This is a genomic window from Vibrio lentus, from assembly GCF_002875945.1.
Classification (GTDB): domain Bacteria; phylum Pseudomonadota; class Gammaproteobacteria; order Enterobacterales; family Vibrionaceae; genus Vibrio; species Vibrio apostichopi.
This window is the reverse complement of sequence record NZ_MCZK01000036.1, coordinates 58,770-78,027: the sequence shown is the minus strand read 5'-3', so window position 1 is coordinate 78,027 and position 19,258 is coordinate 58,770. Positions and strand designations below refer to the sequence as shown.

General features: G+C 42.4%; 16 protein-coding genes. 12 read left to right on the top strand and 4 right to left on the bottom strand.

Translation table 11 applies throughout. The annotated features are described in order from the left end of the window. The first annotated feature begins 321 nt into the window (after positions 1–321). From BCT49_RS03310 to BCT49_RS03290, 4 genes are all read left to right on the top strand, one after another. A complete protein-coding gene (locus tag BCT49_RS03310; RefSeq protein ID WP_102434138.1) occupies positions 322–798 on the top strand; it encodes a hypothetical protein in 477 nt (158 codons plus the stop codon). 283 nt (positions 799–1,081) lie between these two features. Next, positions 1,082–1,351: a PTS sugar transporter subunit IIB gene (locus tag BCT49_RS03300; RefSeq protein ID WP_009845707.1), complete on the top strand. Its 270-nt coding sequence runs from the start codon at positions 1,082–1,084 to the stop codon at positions 1,349–1,351. Positions 1,352–1,361: 10 nt separating this feature from the next. Next, positions 1,362–2,618 (top strand): PTS ascorbate transporter subunit IIC, encoded by a 1,257-nt coding sequence (locus BCT49_RS03295; protein ID WP_102434136.1) that lies wholly within the window; start codon positions 1,362–1,364, stop codon positions 2,616–2,618. Continuing rightward, complete coding sequence (locus BCT49_RS03290; protein WP_198595811.1) at positions 2,615–3,064, top strand: PTS sugar transporter subunit IIA; 450 nt, start codon at positions 2,615–2,617, stop codon at positions 3,062–3,064. The genes BCT49_RS03295 and BCT49_RS03290 overlap by 4 nt, the downstream gene beginning before the upstream one ends. Before the next feature lie 164 nt (positions 3,065–3,228). On the opposite strand, the gene BCT49_RS03285 is transcribed toward BCT49_RS03290, so the two are convergent. Further along, on the bottom strand, positions 3,229–4,494 hold the full coding sequence (locus tag BCT49_RS03285; RefSeq protein ID WP_102434134.1) for an HD-GYP domain-containing protein: 1,266 nt from the start codon (positions 4,492–4,494) through the stop codon (positions 3,229–3,231). Positions 4,495–4,718: 224 nt separating this feature from the next. Between BCT49_RS03285 and BCT49_RS03280 the strand changes: the two genes are divergently transcribed. Beyond that, the gene (locus tag BCT49_RS03280) at positions 4,719–5,255 is read left to right on the top strand and encodes a GNAT family N-acetyltransferase (RefSeq protein ID WP_102434133.1); all 537 of its coding nucleotides are present in this window, start codon (positions 4,719–4,721) and stop codon (positions 5,253–5,255) included. Between the two features lie 171 nt (positions 5,256–5,426). Here the strand turns inward: BCT49_RS03280 and BCT49_RS03275 are convergent, their stop codons facing one another. Both BCT49_RS03275 and BCT49_RS03270 read right to left on the bottom strand, forming a co-directional pair. Beyond that, positions 5,427–6,776, bottom strand: coding sequence for a sensor histidine kinase (locus BCT49_RS03275; protein ID WP_102434132.1), 1,350 nt, complete (start codon positions 6,774–6,776; stop codon positions 5,427–5,429). Continuing rightward, the gene (locus BCT49_RS03270; RefSeq protein ID WP_102434131.1) at positions 6,769–7,458 is read right to left on the bottom strand and encodes a response regulator transcription factor; all 690 of its coding nucleotides are present in this window, start codon (positions 7,456–7,458) and stop codon (positions 6,769–6,771) included. Before BCT49_RS03270 ends, BCT49_RS03275 begins: the two co-directional genes overlap by 8 nt. Before the next feature lie 644 nt (positions 7,459–8,102). Between BCT49_RS03270 and BCT49_RS03265 the strand changes: the two genes are divergently transcribed. The 4 genes from BCT49_RS03265 to BCT49_RS03250 all read left to right on the top strand — a co-directional run bounded on the left by BCT49_RS03265 (position 8,103) and on the right by BCT49_RS03250 (position 14,247). Further along, complete coding sequence (locus BCT49_RS03265; RefSeq protein ID WP_102434130.1) at positions 8,103–10,094, top strand: putative bifunctional diguanylate cyclase/phosphodiesterase; 1,992 nt, start codon at positions 8,103–8,105, stop codon at positions 10,092–10,094. 264 nt (positions 10,095–10,358) lie between these two features. Continuing rightward, positions 10,359–10,838 carry a type II secretion system protein gene (locus BCT49_RS03260; RefSeq protein ID WP_102434129.1) on the top strand — a complete coding sequence of 160 codons (480 nt, stop codon included), beginning with the start codon at positions 10,359–10,361 and terminating at the stop codon, positions 10,836–10,838. A gap of 178 nt (positions 10,839–11,016) precedes the next feature. Further along, positions 11,017–11,547, top strand: a complete 531-nt coding sequence (locus tag BCT49_RS03255) for a hypothetical protein (protein WP_102434128.1) — start codon at positions 11,017–11,019, stop codon at positions 11,545–11,547. Positions 11,548–12,504: 957 nt separating this feature from the next. Further along, the gene (locus tag BCT49_RS03250) at positions 12,505–14,247 is read left to right on the top strand and encodes an EAL domain-containing protein (RefSeq protein ID WP_102434127.1); all 1,743 of its coding nucleotides are present in this window, start codon (positions 12,505–12,507) and stop codon (positions 14,245–14,247) included. A 73-nt stretch (positions 14,248–14,320) separates the two neighbouring features. Here the strand turns inward: BCT49_RS03250 and BCT49_RS03245 are convergent, their stop codons facing one another. Continuing rightward, positions 14,321–16,855, bottom strand: a complete 2,535-nt coding sequence (locus BCT49_RS03245; protein ID WP_102434126.1) for a bifunctional diguanylate cyclase/phosphodiesterase — start codon at positions 16,853–16,855, stop codon at positions 14,321–14,323. 156 nt (positions 16,856–17,011) lie between these two features. Here BCT49_RS03245 and BCT49_RS03240 point away from each other — a divergent pair, with 156 nt between their 5' ends. Genes BCT49_RS03240 through BCT49_RS03230 form a run of 3 tightly spaced genes read left to right on the top strand, consistent with a single transcriptional unit; the run spans position 17,012 to position 19,091 of the window. Beyond that, positions 17,012–17,383, top strand: coding sequence for a GntR family transcriptional regulator (locus BCT49_RS03240; RefSeq protein ID WP_102434125.1), 372 nt, complete (start codon positions 17,012–17,014; stop codon positions 17,381–17,383). Beyond that, positions 17,380–18,234, top strand: a complete 855-nt coding sequence (locus BCT49_RS03235; RefSeq protein WP_102434124.1) for an ABC transporter ATP-binding protein — start codon at positions 17,380–17,382, stop codon at positions 18,232–18,234. Before BCT49_RS03240 ends, BCT49_RS03235 begins: the two co-directional genes overlap by 4 nt. After that, positions 18,234–19,091 carry a hypothetical protein gene (locus BCT49_RS03230; protein WP_102434123.1) on the top strand — a complete coding sequence of 286 codons (858 nt, stop codon included), beginning with the start codon at positions 18,234–18,236 and terminating at the stop codon, positions 19,089–19,091. Before BCT49_RS03235 ends, BCT49_RS03230 begins: the two co-directional genes overlap by 1 nt. The last annotated feature ends 167 nt before the right edge of the window (positions 19,092–19,258 follow it).

Genomic DNA, 19,258 nt, shown 5'->3' with positions numbered 1-19,258 from the left:
GCAAACGATCGCGCGGTCAAGGATTAAACAAAACGCAGTGTTTATCATCATTTACGTGCTTTAAAAGCTGTAAACAATCTGTATGAGATTGATTTTGGAATGTTAAATCTTTAAGAGTAATCGAGTAATCACTCGGTTAATTCTGTGTCATTCTTTAAGCTTTTCTGTGCTCTACCTCATTTCCGCACACTTCAATATTCATCTTGAGTTTAGATACGTATATACTTTGTTTGATCTCACAAAATAATTATCTATAAAATTCCAATAGAGCTGATTAGATATAACGGCCTTCGAGACTAAGAGAGGAAACACGTGAAGAAAATGGACGCTCCACACGACATGACGAACGGAGCTAAATTCAAAACAAATAGACATGGCTATGTGACAGTAGTTGAATATTATAATACCTATACTGTTATTGTCGCGTTTGAAAACACCGGAAATATCCGCGCTATCAGTGCGGCGAAATTACGTACAGGTCAACTTACCGATCGTTCTGTTGCGCCTGAATCAATTATGATTGGTGAAAAAGTTGAATCCGTTAAACATGGTATTCTTACTATCACTCAAGTTGAATCTGAAAACATTGTCGTTCTCACTAATGCTAATAACGAAGAAATTAGAATGTTATTACCCGCGGTGCAAAGAATGAAAGACAAGGTAGAAGAAATCGTCAGTGAAAAAACCGAGACGCCAAAACCAACCTCTCTGAGTCAATTAACCAAAAGAAATAAAAAGACCAAAGACGTTAATAATATGCTTAAGAAAATGCTTACTGACTATGGTCGATACGATTAGTGCATTAATTCCGCTATAAACTCCACAATATTCACATTCCGATAGACAAATAAAATAAGCCCTGCCTTTCTCAATAAAATACGTTGCATATTCGAGTGAAAAGTTAAATTTGATCAAAGTCTCACTCTGGATCTTTCCCATAAATTAACGAGATCTGCATCACAATCTCATTTTGACTTTGTGATGCAGATCTTATTGAAATCTCAATATTTCCATTACTATGCTCTCACACAATAAGAGAACGAAGTTTCTCAACCCTTAAAATCCAATTGAGACAAATATTATGAAAAAGATTCTTGTAGTTTGCGGTAACGGCCTTGGTACTTCACTTATGATGGAAATGGCAGTAAAAGAAGTGGCTAAAAAAATCGGTTTCGAAGCAGAAGTTGATCACGAAGATCTATCATCTGCAGCCTCAAGCAATGCTGATATTTGGGTAGCAGCAACAGACGTTGCAAACCAACTAAAAGAAGGCGGAAAAGAGAACATCATCAGCCTTAAAAATATTTTTGACAAAGCATCAATCGAAGAACAACTAAAAACTTTCATGTAAGGTTAAAATTATGCAAAACTTTTTCGAGTTCATGCTCGGCTTATTAAAAGAGCCGGCGATCATGGTAGGTTTAATAGCTTTCATTGGTCTTGTTGCACAGAAAGCAGATATTTCCACCATTCTAAAAGGCACAATTAAAACCGTAATGGGTTTCCTAATTTTAGGTTTTGGTGCTGGTGCTCTTGTTGGCGCTCTAAATAACTTCTCAGTTGTATTTACAGAAGCATTCGGTGTACATGGTGTTATTCCAAATAACGAAGCTATTGTGGCATTATCACAAGAAGCATTCGGTTATGAAATGGCTCTAATCATGTTCTTTGCATTCGTTGTGAATATTTTATTGGCTCGTTTAACGCCTTTAAAATATATTTTCTTAACGGGTCACCACACCATGTTTATGTCGATGCTAGTGGCAGTAATTCTGTCTTCAGCAGGCATCGAAGGAACTGTTTTAGTGGCTATTGGTGCCATTCTTGTCGGCACCCTGATGGTTGTGATGCCAGCATTGGGCCAGAAGTACACTGAAAAAGTAATGGGTACAGACCAACTGGCTATCGGTCACTTCTCTACGCTTTCTTACATCGTGTCTGGCTTCATTGGCAGTAAGTTCGGTGACACTTCAAAAACAACAGAAGACATCCAAGTACCAAAAAGCCTGATGTTCTTGCGTGATACGCCGGTTGCAGTAGCGACAACAATGGCTATCTTCTTCATGCTTGCGTCTATTATCGCTGGCGGTGAGTTTGTAGAAACAGTATCAAGCGGTCAAAACTGGGTTGTCTTCACCTTCATGCAATCTCTAATCTTTGCGGGTGGTGTTTACATCGTACTGCAAGGTGTGAAGATGCTGATTGCTGAAATCGTACCTGCATTCAAAGGTATTTCGGACAAACTGGTACCGGGTGCGAAACCTGCTCTTGATTGCCCTATGGTATTCCCAGTAGCGCCAAACGCAGTACTTATCGGCTTCCTATGTTCTTTCGGTGCTGGTCTACTCGCAATGGCTGTACAAGGCGCACTTGGTTGGACAATCATTGTAGCGGGCGTTGTTCCTCACTTCTTCGTTGGTGGCGCGGCTGGTGTTTACGGTAACGCAACAGGCGGTTTACGCGGTGCAATCCTAGGTTCATTTACGCAAGGTCTGTGTATCTCTTTCCTACCAATGCTGTTACTTCCAGTACTGGGTGGCCTTGGTCTTGAAGCAACAACGTTTGCTGACTTCGACTTCGGTGTGGTTGGTCTGATTCTAGGGTGGATTGTTTCATGAGCCTGTTTGATTTAGTTGGTAACCAAGGCGTTATCATCAACTCTGAAGAGAACCTAACGGTTGATGCGGCGATTGATGTGACATGTTCAACACTGCTAGCGAGCAACAAAATCGAAGCTAGCTATGTTGAAGCTATCAAGCAAAAGCACAAGGACATCGGCGCGTACTATGTTCTAGCACCAAAGATAGCCATGCCTCATGCTCGTCCTGAAGATGGCGTTAACGAAGCATCACTGCAGGTGACGGTATTCAAGAAAGGTGTTGATTTAGAGTCGGAAGACAACGGTGACGTTTATCTTTCAATTACTCTGGCGGCCATGGATTCAGATAGCCATATCCATACTATTATGGCGCTGTCTGAACTGTTCCAAAATGATGATGACATTGATGCCATTATCGCAGCGGAAACAGAGCAAGAGATCATCGAGATCTTAAAGCTATACTAGCTTCAATTTTTAGGTATTAACCTTTAGTTCCTACTGATGTTTATCTCCTGAAAGCCCCCATTAAAAAAGCGATAGCCGAGGCTATCGCTTTTCTGTTTCTGGTGCTTAGTCATTTCTCATCGGGAGTAAGTTAAGACACCTCTCCCCCAAAAGACTCGTTCGTACTAAAACGCGAACATTCTTTTATCGGTCGATAATTCAAAGCAGTACTGTGCGTGTTTTTCAAGACATTCAAACACTTCTCGGTCTAACTTATAGTTTTCAACATGGTCTCTCAAAATAGCCATCGTCTGTTTTAACGTCATACCACCACGATAAGGACGTGACTGAGATAGTGCTTGGAACACATCAACTACTGCGACGATCCGACTCGGTTGGTCTAACTCTTCCGCCGTTTTGCCCATAGGGTAGCCTGAGCCATCTAACCTTTCATGATGGTTGGATGCCCACTGGCAAACCTGAGGAGAACTAAACAACTCTTGCAGTGCAAATCGAGTATCCGTTGCATGACGCTTAATACAACAATACTCCTCTTCGGTAAGCAAATCCGGCTTATGAAGAATGTCATTAGGTGTTTGCAGCTTGCCGATGTCATGAACTAGCCCAGCTAAATAGAGTTTGCGCTGAGTTGTGTATGAGTACCCCAACTGCTTAGCGAGATATTCAGAGAGTTGCCCAACCTTCAAAGAGTGCTTAAAGGTAAATGAACTCTTGGTATCAACCACGTTGGCAATGAATTCCGCAAAAGCCACGGTCTCATCGAGCGACATTTGTTGAGAGAAGAACGGCACAGGTTCGAAGTTGTCCCGCATGTTCTCAATGTAAGGAATCTCCATCGAGAACCAAAAATCATCCAGATCGACAAGCTCACACATATGTTGCACAAGGTTGGTTTCGAACATCTCGTCCGCTTGTTCAGTCAAACGTTCAATAATGCTCGCTTTGCCATCCGGAGTCAGGTTTCCATACCGATCTGAAGAAGTGATGCCGTAAAGGTAGTCCACCCGATCCGCGAGCATGACAATCGCAGCCAACTCCTTCTCTAACTCACTGATCGGCATCGCCTTAAGTTCTACCCAAGGGGTATGATGGTAAAGCACCGGCTTAGCGAATATAGAGAGAACTGGGCATTCTTTTAGGATTTGATAGCCCTTTTGACAATGGTGATAGCTCGCATCAGGAACAAACCCAGAAGTCAGGCTGAGCTGCTCATCAATTTGCGATACGCCACAGTCGTGAATCAACCCCAATGAGAACGCTAGTTGCGCCTGCTCTTCTTCCCACCCGACACTCAGAGCACATCGATACGCGATGTAACCTACCCTTTGTCCATGATTTTTGCTTTCAAAACCGACGTTATCAAGCGCCTTCGCAATACCAAATAGAGCCTTTCTAAGGTCTACGGTTACATTCTGGCAATGTTGAATCATTATTTAAGCCTAGCATTTTTATAGTTTTTATATATTTAGGCTGCCAATACTAATGCATAGCTAATGATTATATACACAACTATTGTAAGGTTTAACGAGTTTCGTGATAGAACTAACGTATCACGTAATATTCGTGCTACAAGTTGTTGCATATTGTTTATTATGCGACATTATATCCTGCTGTTAATCGTACATTTTCAAACCAACCGAGGACTTAAACACGTATGTTCGAAACTGTTATAGACGAAGAGCTCTCCATCGCATTGGTCGAAGAAAGCTTCGCTACCCATTACGCTGATTATTCACAAAGCCAAAATGAGTACCTTAGCCAGTGGCTAGCATGGCCACCGCACTGTAAAACAGAGCAAGACTTTAGGATTTTTATCCAGCGTTCATTACACGATTATGCTGAAGGGAAGAGCATGACATGCGCCATCGTGTATCAAGGGAAGATCGTCGGTAACTGCAGTTTCAATACCATCGACCACAATACCAAGAAGGTAACGATTGGCTATTGGGTGTCACAGACTCAACAGGGTAAAGGCATTGTCACTCGTGTGGTTCAGAAACTGATTGATATTGCTTTCAATGAGTTAGATATGGAAAAGATTGAAATATCAGCCGCCACTGAGAACATGAACAGCCGTAAAGTTTGTGAGCGCTTACATTTCACATTGGAAGGCATCATCACTTGTAACGAGAACTTGAATGGTCGCATCATCGACCACGCTATTTATGGCCTGCATCGTTCAAAGCGATAAGCAGTAGCTATGTGAAAGTTCAGGAGATTAGTTAGCAAGTTCACGATAAACACACGTAGATTAAAAACAACAAAGCTACGGCATTCGACCGTGGCTTTGTTGTTCTACGAACCTAGAACTTAGAACTTAGAACTTAGAACTTAGAACTTAAGTAGATCTTAAAGCACCCAGTTATGCGACCTTAGGAATCACGATACTAAATTTAGCGCCACCGTGATTGCTGTCATCTATCTTGATATCCCAAGCTAGCTTCTTAGCGGCCGAAATGGCAATCGCAAGCCCTAACCCCGAGCCTCCCGTGGCCGACGTTCTGCTTGAGTCTAGGCGAGAAAACGGCAGAAAGACTTCATCCCGTCTATCTTCTGGAATCCCAGAGCCATTGTCTTCAATAACCACCAACCAACTCTCGGAGTTTTCGTCCAGAGTCATCCAAATTTTATCTTGCGTGTAGTTACCCGCGTTCTTGAGAATATTATCGAACACCAAACGAGCCATCATACAATCGCACTTAATATCGAAATCTCGCGTTATCTTAGATTCAAAGCTGATGTTGTCTAATTCCGAATAACGAATCCTATCCAAGCAATACTCCGCAAGATCCGCTCTCACCTTCACCAGCTCAAAGAAAGAGTTATCCATCACGTTCAACTTCGACAGCATGATAATCTCCGAGGTCAGCTCGTTGATGTCTTCAATATAACCATCAATGTCATCAAACAACGCTTGATGATGACTTGGTGCGCCTCTCCTTAAGAGATCCGTCGCTAACTGAATGCGACTCAACGGCGTACGAACTTCATGTGGGATCGCTTGGGCAAAGATATGACTTTGCTTAACTTTGCTTTCGATCTCTTCAGCCATGACGTTAAAGCTACTCGCAAGATCAGACACTGGATGTATCTCATCCATACTCGAACGGGTACTCAATTTACCTCGACCAAACTGCTTCTGCTTCTCAACCAGTAACTCGATTCGTTCTTGAAAACGTCTCACAGGTAAGTAAACACTTGCTCCAATTGCCACAATAACCGCCAGCAATAGCCCTAATAGAAAATGCCTTTCAGAATCCTCATACCATTCAATATCAGGAGAGAAAAAGTCACCTACCTCGCTGAATGCGAAGCTAAATTTAGAGTTGGGTAATTGAAATACAGCCGAATAGAGATTGTTCTCGCTGAGGTAAATCGGCACCCCATTCAAGGTGGTGTATAACTCGCATTTTTGACAAGGAGCCTCCCCCGACCAGTTTTCTAACAGGCGTAAATTGAAGATATAAAATTGTTGGTAGCCTGTTTTATCGAGTTCTTGATATAGCGAGTTCACTTGATTGTGCTGACGGATATATTGTTCAACAAAGTAAGAACCATCGTTAAGAAACGTTTCTATCTCGGTTCTTCGCATGTGCCCTTCACCAAGGTTCAAGAACAAGAAGATCGTCGCCGACATCCCAGTCACAATACCAAGGTATAAACGGGCGAACATAGAAACCGAACGTAACTTAGTAACAATAAACTTACGCAACCAGCATGTACCCCTTGTTACGAACCGTGCGGATCAACTGTTTGTCTTTTGCGTGCATACGCAGCTTACGACGCAATCCTGAAACTCGCATATCAATCGAGCGGTCATTAAACGCGTAGTCAATCCCTCTAAACAACTGACAGCACTGATCTCGAGTCACAACCTGACAGATGTTATTGACCAGAAGGTTTAGGATTTCAAATTCAGCAGAGGTCAGCTTGAGGTTTTGCCCATATAACGTGGCACTTTGCGCCGTATTATTAATGACAATATCACACTGTTTTTCAGTACCAGTATCCGTTATACCAACCACAGGTGACGCTCTGCGCAGCAAAGCCTCAATGCGAGCTAACAGCGCGTGGCCGCGAATAGGCTTTGTGACGTAGTCGTCTGCACCAAATTTAAATAAGCTAACTTCGCTCATCTCATCTGCTGAAGCGGTAAGCACCAAGATGATTCCGTTGTAGAACTCACGAGCCTGGCGGCAAATTTGAGCACCACTCAAGCCGGGTAGCATCAGATCTAACAGAACAAGATCAGGTTCAGTATTACGAATCGCTTCAAGCGCTAAATTCCCATCATGAACAACGCTGACATTGTAACCTTCCGCCTCAAGATAAAGCGTCGTTAAACGAGCGATCTCTTGGTCATCTTCGACAATGAGCACTTTGGTTTTCGACATTCCTATCACCAGTATTTATTAAAAGCGAGGGCAGTATATATACTGGTCATATATCATCAATGTTGTTATTAGAGCCTTAACTTTACCGTACGCAAATCATTGTAATCACTTTTGTACATACACGTTTACAAAATACGTCGCTCAGCAACCAGTGCGCCTGAGTTTATGAAGATTCTAGTAAACAAGGATAATCACGTTGGCGGTTCTACATGCTCATTCAATGCTTACATTTGCTTTATTTTCTTACGCGCACTTACATTTAAGGCGTTTACAAATTCCAATCAAATCAACTACCCACATACCCAGTACATATCAGTTAATAGCACTAAAAATGAATAGATTAGTGGCCTAAAAAACCGCTCAAATGAACTTACAATCAAAAGAAATCGATTACCTTATTAGTTCACCAGTGTTTTCCATTGTTAAGCACACGACAACGCCTGTTAAGCGATCGGCTCTTCACGTACCATTCACCCAGCTAATAAATTGAATCCATATAAGCATTAATCACGTCTTCACTGGGTTCTCTTTAAGATGAATAAATCGCTTTCACTGCTGCTAACCACCACAGCTTTGATTTCAAAATCGTCTTCTACTGACGGTTAAAAACCAGAATCCAATTTGATAAGCGGCCTACTGAATGCGTGAGTTCGGTTGGCATCGTTCGCCCAAAATATCCGTTTGCCGAGTTTAATATGATGACAAGTTATCAACCTTTCGAGTATCTCCAGTGTCCTATTTGGATATATGACATTGATAACAAGAGAATAACTTGGGCAAACAGCAGCGCTCTCCCTCTCTGGGAATCTGAATCTCTGTTTGAGCTGACATCACGTGACCTTAGTGTCGAAATGTCAAAGGCGATAGAAGCTACACTTGAAGAGTACCAAAGACAGTTTCAGCGAAACCAAAGCATCAAAACATGGTGGAACTTCACGCCCAAGTACATTGCTAAGCGGGCACTGTGTTTGTTCTCTGGGATCCCATTGCCAGACGGTCGAACCGGTATGTTGGTGCAAGTCATCGCAGAAGAAGGTAGCCTAAAGCACGACCTCGCTTGTTCTGATGGCTCTAACCTATCCCTTCTGTTTGATAGATCGGGAGCGGTAGTGAGTGCTAACTCTGCATTTTCCCAAAACTATGGTTCGCCGTTTACCACCCTATCCGATTTCGTTTCAAGTGAAGAAATAGCCGCCCAATGGTTGTTTTCAGCACGCAAAGGCCAAGAGATTTTGGAAGAAGTCAGCTGCCATATTGGTGATAAAGCTCATCACTTTGATGTGCAGGGAAAATGGCTATTTGATAAAAGTGAGCTGTTGTTAAACCTGACTTGCACAACCAAACAGAAAGAGAAGCTGATAAAGGCCAGATACAACGCGGAACACGACTGCCTAACTGAGCTTTACAATCGCCGTGGCATCACCAACCTTCTAGAAACCAGCATCGCCTATCGCTCACCTTTTGAATTGATGTTCGTTGACCTTGATGGTTTCAAACTGGTGAATGACACTTATGGCCACAGTGTCGGTGACCAACTGCTCAAACAAGTGGGTGAACGCCTGAAACAGCTCGTTGATGAAACCTGCATGATCGGCCGATTTGGTGGCGACGAATTCATTGTGATTGCCCACACCTGCCGCAACCACAACATCCCGCTGCTATGTTCGCGTATTATTGATGCACTGAATAGAAGCTTCCATATCCGTGGCATTGGCACGCTTTCTGTTGGATGTAGTATTGGTACGGCGCATTTTCCTGATAACGCCGTGGACCAAGAGTCATTACTTAAGCAAGCGGGTATGGCAATGCACATTGCTAAAGCCAATGGTCGAAACCGCTTCCAGACTTTCACGCCAAATTTAGCGCAGATCCTTCATAGGAAAGTAGAAATCCGCCATCGATTGACTCAAGCCTTGGAAAACGACGACCTTAATCTGCATTATCAGCCGATCATGAACATCAACCAGAGCAAGGTGAAAGGGTTCGAAGCGCTACTTCGATGGTCAGACAAAGAGCTCGGTAACATTGGCCCGGATGAATTCATCACTCTGGCGGAAGAAACAGGTCAAATCGTCCCACTAGGAAAGTGGGTGCTCAATTCAGCCCTTAAACAGCTATCGATATGGCATCGAGAGTTTGATAGTGAACTGATGATGAGCATTAATATCTCGAGTATTCAAATGCACGCGACCTTTGCTGAACAACTGTCGGCCATGCTTAACTTCTACAATATCCACCCTCAAAGCATCGCCCTTGAAATCACCGAATCTTCAATGATTTTCAAGCACGGTGAAGTTAGGCAGGCGCTGAACGATATATCCAAACTGGGTGTTGAGCTTCATCTTGACGATTTCGGCACTGGTTATTCCTCTCTATCCATGTTGCACGACCTACCAATTAGCACGGTTAAACTCGATAAAAGCTTTGTCCACGGTTCGCACAAAGGAAGTAAAGCGATTGTCCAAGCGACCCATGCTATCTGTGACAAATTGGGGTTAAAGGTAGTGGCTGAAGGCGTCGAAACCGAAACCCAAAAAGACTTCTTAATCGACTGTGGATACCAGTATCTTCAAGGATTTTTTTTCAGTAAGCCGATTCCCTCTAATGAAGTCGAAATTCAATTTTTGTCCGCTTGATAAATCGGTAACTAAAAATTTATTTATCAATAAGTTAGGATGTCGATTATTTAGTAAGCAAGGTGGCGTTTTCTTTGTTAACGCTTACGTAGGCTTACATTGCACCAATCAAGAGAAAGCCAATCTTAACCCATTGTTTATTAACAACTTAAATATAAATAACAGTTCATATAGAGGTATGCGCTTATACCTACTCATTGTAATGACTTTGGTATTTCGATTACTCTCCAAAAGTACCGTACTCAGATTCAATAATTGGTAAATATGAGCAGACAAAACGGCTTCACTCTCTTAGAACTTATCGTCGCTTTATTAATCTTAGCGGTGGTTTCTGCCGCGGCCATGGTCAAGTTTTTAGACATCCAAGGAAGTGCTCGAGCGAGTAAAATACACGACGTGGCCGGCAACCTACGCACAGGCATCGATATGATCTACGCTAAATCTGCAATCGGTGGTGTCGAAGGGCAATGTAACTACGTTGAGAAAACCGAGGTTGAAACCTATTACGTTTGTCATGGTTACCCAATCGCTTATGTCGATTCCTTAAGGCGCTTACTTAACATTGATGAAACTGAACTTCACGTCATCAACAAGGAAGTCATACCTGACAGCAATGCAGAGCGAGTCGCCGCTATCTCTTTTGACACTGATAACTACACCTATTTACCTGAAGGTGATTTTTGTCAGGTGCTGTATCAGCCAGAAAAAGAACCACAAATCGTCGTCCTTGATGGCGCATGTTAATCGACATTCACCGCTTGCCACCTACACATAAAACCGTACTTTCGTCTTCAGGTTCGAGTTAGTTTTATTCACTTTATGTCAGTTCTTGTTTAGCTCATTCTTGATTGTGTCGTGACTCATATTTGAGCCTCGTTATTTCGTACACTTTTTCCATCCTTACAAAATGAGAAAGAGAATCATGAACAAGAACACCTTCGTTTTACCAGCTATCGTCATTTCAACGGTATGTATGTCACTGTCTGTATTTGCAAATAGCCGTGACAACTCTATCGAAGCTGGTGTGACTTTCATCGGAAATCAAGAACTGGCAAGCTTCGGCTACAGTAAAGAGTTATCGAACAACATCGTTGTCGGTGGCGGTTTCTCGTTAGGTACGGAAGCGGTAGATTTAAATGAGCCAAACTCACAAGACGCATGGGGCCTATACTCCAACATCGGTTATAAGTTTGAAATCGCCGAGTTCGATATCATCCCTAAGATCGGTATCAACTACCTGAATGCGGATGTGGAGTTTGACAATGCTTCATATAACGACCTCAATATCGATAACGTCTATGGCTCAATAGGCACAACGGTAAACTGGCGCATGATAGGCCTAACGGTGGATTACGGTAAGATCAATGATTCAGCTATGGTGCCGGATGGTTCAAATGGCACAAAACCATTTGAAGAAGATGTAGTGCGTGTTACCGCAAGCTTCAATTTTTAGCTTTAGCTTTCAATTGCTAAAACCTTAGCTTTCTATTTCTTACCAAAAGAAAGCTGTAGAAAGAGAAAGTATCGAGAGCTCCTATTAGTCAACCTAATTAGGGGCTTTTTTTAACCCTGTACATAAAGCGAGATCGATTCACTTAGAACTATGTTTGATTGTGCATGTAAATTAATCAAAAGCCACTTTTGCTTTCTGGTTATAACTCATTCAAAAAGAATGTTTATTGAATCAAATTGTTAATATAGTAAGATTTCACCAGTGACATGGGCATTATGCGAACTCCACTCATATCAAATTGAAATATCCTTCAACAAAATAGAGCACAAACACTAACCAAAAACAGCTTAATCATGGAATCAACATCACAGTTTAACCGACCTAACGCTTTGCGTTTCACCCTTCTTAGTTAAAATAAACAAACAAGATTTTAATATCATTACATTAATTGATAAACCCTATTCATAAACCCCGACAAAACCACTATTGATATTACCATCAATTAAGGATTGCGTTAAATAAAGAAATATAACCCCTTAATTAAATGATATTAATATTACCTATTTCTTTGTAATTAAGTTTTATCCTGAAAAAATCTGATAAATCAGACCCATCAATAACCACCACAAATACCATGCGCAACTACATTAGCAGTCACTAAAGTTATGGTTAAAACTGCTGATATAGAGGCTTACAAATGGATAAATACCAAAACAAATGGATAAATCCTCCTTGTCTCTTGTAAAACATCGGCTTTCATTTATAAATTCAAGTTTTGGGTGAACATCTCTATAACCTTTCATTACAGCCCGAATTCTGCGATTAGTATCAACATCTTAAGAGGAATTGGTGACATTTTAGTTATGTTATTTAGAACGGACTCTTGGGTTGAATGACAATCCCAGCCATCACATATCAATCACACAAATATAATAACTATCGCTTAGGAGTTGAGCCATGCACTGTTCTTTCAACATAAATAACAATAATGAGAGCTTGCAACTAATTTATAATGAAGAAAAGATATATATCAAAAGGGACAGTAATAAAATATCAGAAGAAACCCTTAATAGTAAAGAGAGTTTTGTTCTAAAATTTTTATTAGAACATTCATCAATATCAAACCCTCAATCGGCTAGAGATGTTGAGGAGTCATTTAAATTACATTTTGATGAGGAGTTCAGTTTGTATGCATTAAAAAACATTATCGCGTCGATAAGAAAGAAATATCGTAACCTATGTAAAAAGGCCAACGTAAATAATAAAAATGAACTGATATCGAATCTCTATAAAGTCGGTTACTTCATCGACCTTGATAAAAGCTCTATCAATCGAATTGCACCGAAGTACAACATCAACCAATTCAAACCTAGCCACAAAGACGTGTTAAAGCTGATGTTCAAAGCTTACCAAAAAGAGTTGATAAGAGCCTTGATACTTGTGTTCACTGTTTCGTCAATTATCTTATTCGTTGTCTACTTTTTCCAAATCCTTTATACGACGAAAATCGCCGATGAATACAGCCAAAACACCAAAGAAATTGCTGAAGAAGTCATGAGTTACGGCTGCAACAACGAAGGCACAGTGCATGCGTTAAGGCACTCACTCAATCTGGATTCTGTAGTGATGACGACGCCTTTAGGTTCATGTTATGTATCCAAAACCCGGTCGAAGATGGTAGAACTCGATCAGATTGATGGCTTTTACGATAGTGCTGATTTTGCTTACTCACGATTCACCGACCCTGATCATGACATTGACCTTACTGTGCGGATCTCCAAAGGTTCAATTGAAGCTCGGTACCGAAATTCGTTACTGCCTTTGTTAGTTGACTCTGTCTCTATCCAAAAGAACGGTTATTACATTCTAAACCTTGGGGAAAATAGTACATCTATCTATCAAGCCCCACTCCCAAGCGCTGCATCCATCACCTTCTACAGCAACGACATTGTCGCGTTGTGGGTTACGTTGGCAATGCTATTAGCCACTCTGCTCTATCACTCTTATATTTTAGGTTTTGTGGTCTATATACTTCGCTGGAAAAACATATCTTTTGAAGAAGAGCCCATCATCAATACAGAAGATAATAGCGTCCTTTATTACGAGCTGTTATCTAGAGTTCGAAATGTCGGTGTGTTGGACTTTATCAACACCATGAGACGCATCAACCTACTGACTTTCCATACTATTTTACTGATTGAAACCGTCAAGAATGCTAAGGCCAATAACAGCCACGAGATCTATGGCGTGAATGTTTGCCCAAGCGCATTGGTGGGAACGAATTTCGAGAAAATTAGGCATCACTTAGCCGCAATGGAAGCCAATGAGTTTGTAGTAGAGATAACCGAATACTCAAATATCGGTTATGGATGTGAAGTGATCGATAACATCAGAGACATTAAAAAGCTGGGGATTACTATCGCGCTGGATGACTTTGGAACAGGAAACAATAACATCGAGATCATCAGTATCATTTCCCCGACGTATCTCAAATTGGATCGTTGTTTTGTCAAAGACATCGAGTCAGGGGAGCATCACCAAGCCGTGCTGCTCAACATCTCTGAAATTGGTCGCTTGTCCAATATTACAATGATTTACGAGGGTGTAGAAACTCGCAGGCAACAATATATCTTGTGCCAGCTAGGCTACAACCTGCATCAAGGTTACTTGTACAGCCGACCTCAAAGTACGACGAGCTGATCACTTTAATTGCTTAAATACTTAGTTAATTACTTAATATCAAAGCACCTGTGAACTCTAGACATCAATCGGATTAAGAGTTGTTACACGCAAGATTTTTAGAGTGCACAGAAAAATAAGAATCAACTAACCCTTGAGCGGAGAGCGGCTTATCAAAGTAGTACCCTTGTAATAAATCACAATGGTATTGCTGCAACTTCGCCATCTGCTCTGGGGTTTCAACCCCTTCAGCGACGACTTTCATTTGGCATGATGCGCCAATATCAATAATCGCTTTAACTAAGGTTTCGCTGTGTTGACTGGAGTTGAGTTTGCCAATGAAAGAGCGATCGATCTTGATCTCGGTGATCGGCAACGTATTGAGGTAATTCAGTGATGAAAAGCCCGTACCAAAATCATCGAGCGAGATGCCAAACCCATACTCACGAAGCTTTCTCAGTATTGGCTCAACAATATGTAGGTCTTTGATGAGGATGTTTTCTGTCAGTTCTAGAGTCACTCGGCAAGGGTCGATGCCCACTGCCTCTACGAGACCAATCACCTTGTCATCGAAGCCAAGTTCAAAGACTTGTTTAGGTGACACGTTCACGGAAACACATACCGCTTCAGGTCCGTTTGGCATTAAGCTCAAAGTGTCTTCACATGCTTTTTTTAACACAAACTCACCAATCTCGTGAATCTTACCGACTCGTTCTGCTGCCGGAATGAAATCCAGCGGAGACACAAAACCTAGTACACTATTGTGCCAACGACACAGTGCCTCAACACCTTTTAGCTGCTCGGTATGCGAGTCCACTTGAGGTTGATAAAGCACACTGAACTCGCCCTTATCTAAAGCTGTTTCTAACTGTTCTTCAATCGAAAAGTCATACTTCACTTTCTGATTGATCACATCGTCATAGAAAACCGCATCGCCTTTATTCTGCTCCTTCGCCTTGTACAGCACAATATCGGCCTTAGTCAGCAGCTCTTCCACCTCTGTTCCATCATAAGGATACATAGACACACCCGCTGAGCATTGCGTAGAAACAGGAGAACCATGCAGATCAAACAAAGGTTCAAAGACATCTTGGATTTGTTGAACTTTCTTTTCCGCTTCCACAAGGTCGTGAATACCCGGCAGACAGAAGACAAATTCATCACCTCCGAAGCGTGACACGATATCGTTAGGCTCCAAGATACGCTCGAAGCGCTGACCTATCTGTTTCAGCAGTTCATCTCCGCTCGCGTGACCATATTGGTCATTGATGCGTTTGAAGTTATCTAAATCCACAAACACTAATGCCACCAACTTGCCTTCGAGCTTTGAATGCGCGATAGCTCGGCTGACTTGCAGTTCGAGTTCTGAGCGATTTGGGAGAGCGGTTAAAGAGTCGTGTCTTGCCATATGTTGAAGACGGCGACGGCTATTTTGGATTCGATTGAAGTCATCGGAAATTCTCTGTTCCATTTGAGCAAAGCGCATCGATATCCTTCGACCAACCAAAGCGCTGATAAAAATGCATACTAGGGTAACCAGCACACTCATGACTAAGACGAGCCCGAATTCATTGCGAGACTCGGCTAATAACTGATCCTTTCGCTTCTCTATCGAGGCATTGACGTTATTCAGGTAAATCCCCGTGCCAACAATCCAGTCCCAATCACCGACATTTTGTACGTAGCTGCTCTTTGGGCCCATCGCGCCCTGTTTATCTTCCGCCATGTAGTCGACAAACCCGCCCGTCTCAGCTTGAGCCAGAACATCTTGTTTGAAGTCATCTCCAATCAGGTCATACACATTAAGTTCTTGCCCTGCATAAATCTGGTTCGCATGAAGCAAGCTGTTGCCGTTCTTCTCAAAAACAAATAAATATCCATTATCACCAATCGTCACCGTCGACAAGATCTCAAGGATTCGTAGGTAACTCGTGCGCTTAACATCTTCAATCGAAACACCTGTACCGAAATACCAATCAAACGGCTCAAACCGGCGGATATAGCTGAGTTTTTCAAAGTGGTCGCTACCGAGATGAGGCTTTTCGAAATCCTGCCCATCAAACCCCGGACGAGGCGCAAAATAGCGAGAGTAAGCTCCATTGCTCGCTTTCAGAAGGTCGATTTGCTCTTTAATGACAGGCACGCCTCGAATGTCGGTCTCTTCCAACTGGTTTGTGTTTTCAAGATCAGGAAAAAGCGGATGGACTAACACATTACCTTGCATGTCATAAGCATAGATATACCCCTTCTCCTTGGCATAGCTCAGCTTTCTAATCTCATTAAGAATGAGTAACTTGAGTTCTTCTTGCGGCAGGTGTTGATTGGAGGAGTAAATATTTCGAGCAGCGGTATAGGCTCTATCTAAGCGACGGGTGATTGTCTTTTTTGTCTCAGATTCGATAAGGCGCTGAGTATGAGTGATTTGCTGAGACACCTGCAACACTTGTGTCTCAATCGATTCTTTTTGCGCTGCAATGTAATCCGTTCTGATGAGATTAACCAATGCCTTAACCTTGTGGTCTACGCTCGTGAACATCGCCACATTCAATATGATCGCAGAAAAGATGATGATGGTTATTGGCAAATACTTGGTAAACCAAACCAGTTTTTTGTCATTAATGTGCAACATACGAATTCAACACCACAATACGGAGTACTATATAATGACATTGTTTTTACTGAACATCCAACTATAAAAATATCCTATCTATTTCTATAAAACCCTTGCCAATTCGAATAAAAAGGTTAGTGTTATACACATGTATATCACCATACAGTTTTAATTATGACCGAATGGAAAGACGACCAACCGATCTTCAGGCAGCTTGCTGCGAAGATCAGTGACCAAATTCTTCAAGGTGTTTGGTTAGAGCAACAAGCATTGCCCTCTGTGCGTGCGGTTGCCGCCGATCTCAAGATCAACCACCTGACGGTCATGAAAAGCTATCAGTTACTGGTTGATGAAGGCCTAGTCGAGAAAAAACGCGGCCAAGGCATGTATGTGGCGGAAGGTGCACTTCAAAAGTTGAAAGAATCGGCACACCAAACTTTCATTAACACACAGATCCCAGCCATCGCTGAGACGCTAGGCATCATTGATATGAGTGTCGAAGAACTCGTGAAACAGCTAGAACAACATATAAAGGACAAGTCATGAGTACTTTACTTTCAGTGAAAAACGTAACCAAAACCTATTCAAACCAAGTGGGTGTTGAGAACATCAGCTTTGAGTTAAAGCCGGGCCAAGTGCTTGGGCTGCTTGGCCACAATGGCGCGGGTAAATCGACACTGATCAAATCACTGCTTGGTGGACACAACTATCAAGGTGAGATTGAGGTGAATGGTTACCACCCTATCCACCAGCACGCAGAACTCATGCAGCACTTATCGTACATTTCAGATGTAAACGTGTTGCCTGAGTGGATGACGGTTAAACAACTGCTTCGCTACACCCAAGGTGTACACCCAAGCTTCAATAAACAAAAAGCGGAACAAACGTTAAGCAGCACCAACATCAAGCTCTCTTCAACGATCAAGCAGCTTTCTAAAGGGATGAAAGTACAACTTCATCTTGCGATCATCATTGCTACCGACACTCAGGTATTGATCTTAGATGAGCCAACGCTAGGCCTAGATCTACTCTACCGCGATACTTTTTATCGCCATCTTCTAGAGTGGTTCCATGACGGCGAACGCGCGATGATCATCGCTAGCCATGAGGTTTCAGAGATTGAACATCTATTAACGGACGTGTTGATTCTGAAGCAAGGCCACTGTGTGTTGCAAAAGAGCATGGAAGACATCGAGAACGACTATTTCATTATCGATGTTGCAAACAACCACTCGAGCGAGATTCAGAAGCTCAACCCACTGACCTCACAACCTGGGCTAGGAACCACTAAATGGTTACTGGAAGGCCAATACAAAGAACAAGTTGAATCATTGGGTAACATCTACAACGTGGGTCTCGCAGACCTATTCCTTGCAACACAGACGGAGAAGGCATAATGCATCCAAGTTTTTACATGCTAGAAAAAGAGCTTATCGAGCACAAAATTAATACTCGATTGCCTCTGTTTGTCGGGTTGTGTGGTTTCTTGCTCTTCGTTAGCTTGTTCTTTAGCGGTCAGGCGCAACACGATTTTTTCTTCCAAATGGAAGTCAACGGCGACGTGAGTGACATCCACAGAGAGTTCGCACAAGATCTAAACTCAGTGATCTACTTTGGCGCAGGCTTGATTTCACTGCTGCTTTCGACGCTTTATATCCCTAAAACGCTGCGTAAAGAGCGCCAAGAAGGCAGCTCAATGTTTTGGAGAAGTATGCCAGTATCGAATGCCATGACTCACGGTGTGAAGCTAGGTTTCGGTTTAGTGGTTATCCCCGCTATCTGCGCACTGTTGGTTCTATTCGCTGATTCTCTGTTTTGGATTCTGAACATTTCAAGCGAACAACAATTAGCACTGATAGTAGAACAACAATCGCTATTCTATGTGCTAACCAATTGGGTGGTTTTCTTTGGTCGAATGCTGCTGGTTGCCCTAGTTCTATTGCCATTAGCAACGGTTACTCTGGCGATTTCGCAACTGGTTAACTCTCCGCTGCTTGTAATTTTCATCTCAAGCTTTGCGATTAAGTGGCTCGCTATCGCGCTATTCGGGTTCTATGGCATCAATGACTTCTTTTCTGTCATCGCATCGCTGCCAATGAAAGTGCTCACGACAAGCAATCCATTCAGTGCGCTTTCAGAAGTCTCTATTCTGTCGCTAAGTATTTACGTACTGCTCGGTATTGGTGGCTATCTACTGAGCCTTAAGCTGAACCGAACTGATGATGTGAGCTTGAAGACGCTGTTCCAACGCTAGAGTCACTTGTTCTGATTCTGAGCCCTGAGCCCTGAGCCCTGAGCCCTGAGCCCTGAGCGGCTAACCTCATCAGATATCAAAATCTAAATCAAAGCTTCTGAGAAATCGGGAGCTTTTTTATTGGCTGCTGTTTATTTTTAGGTGCTTTGAATCCTAACAACGGTTTT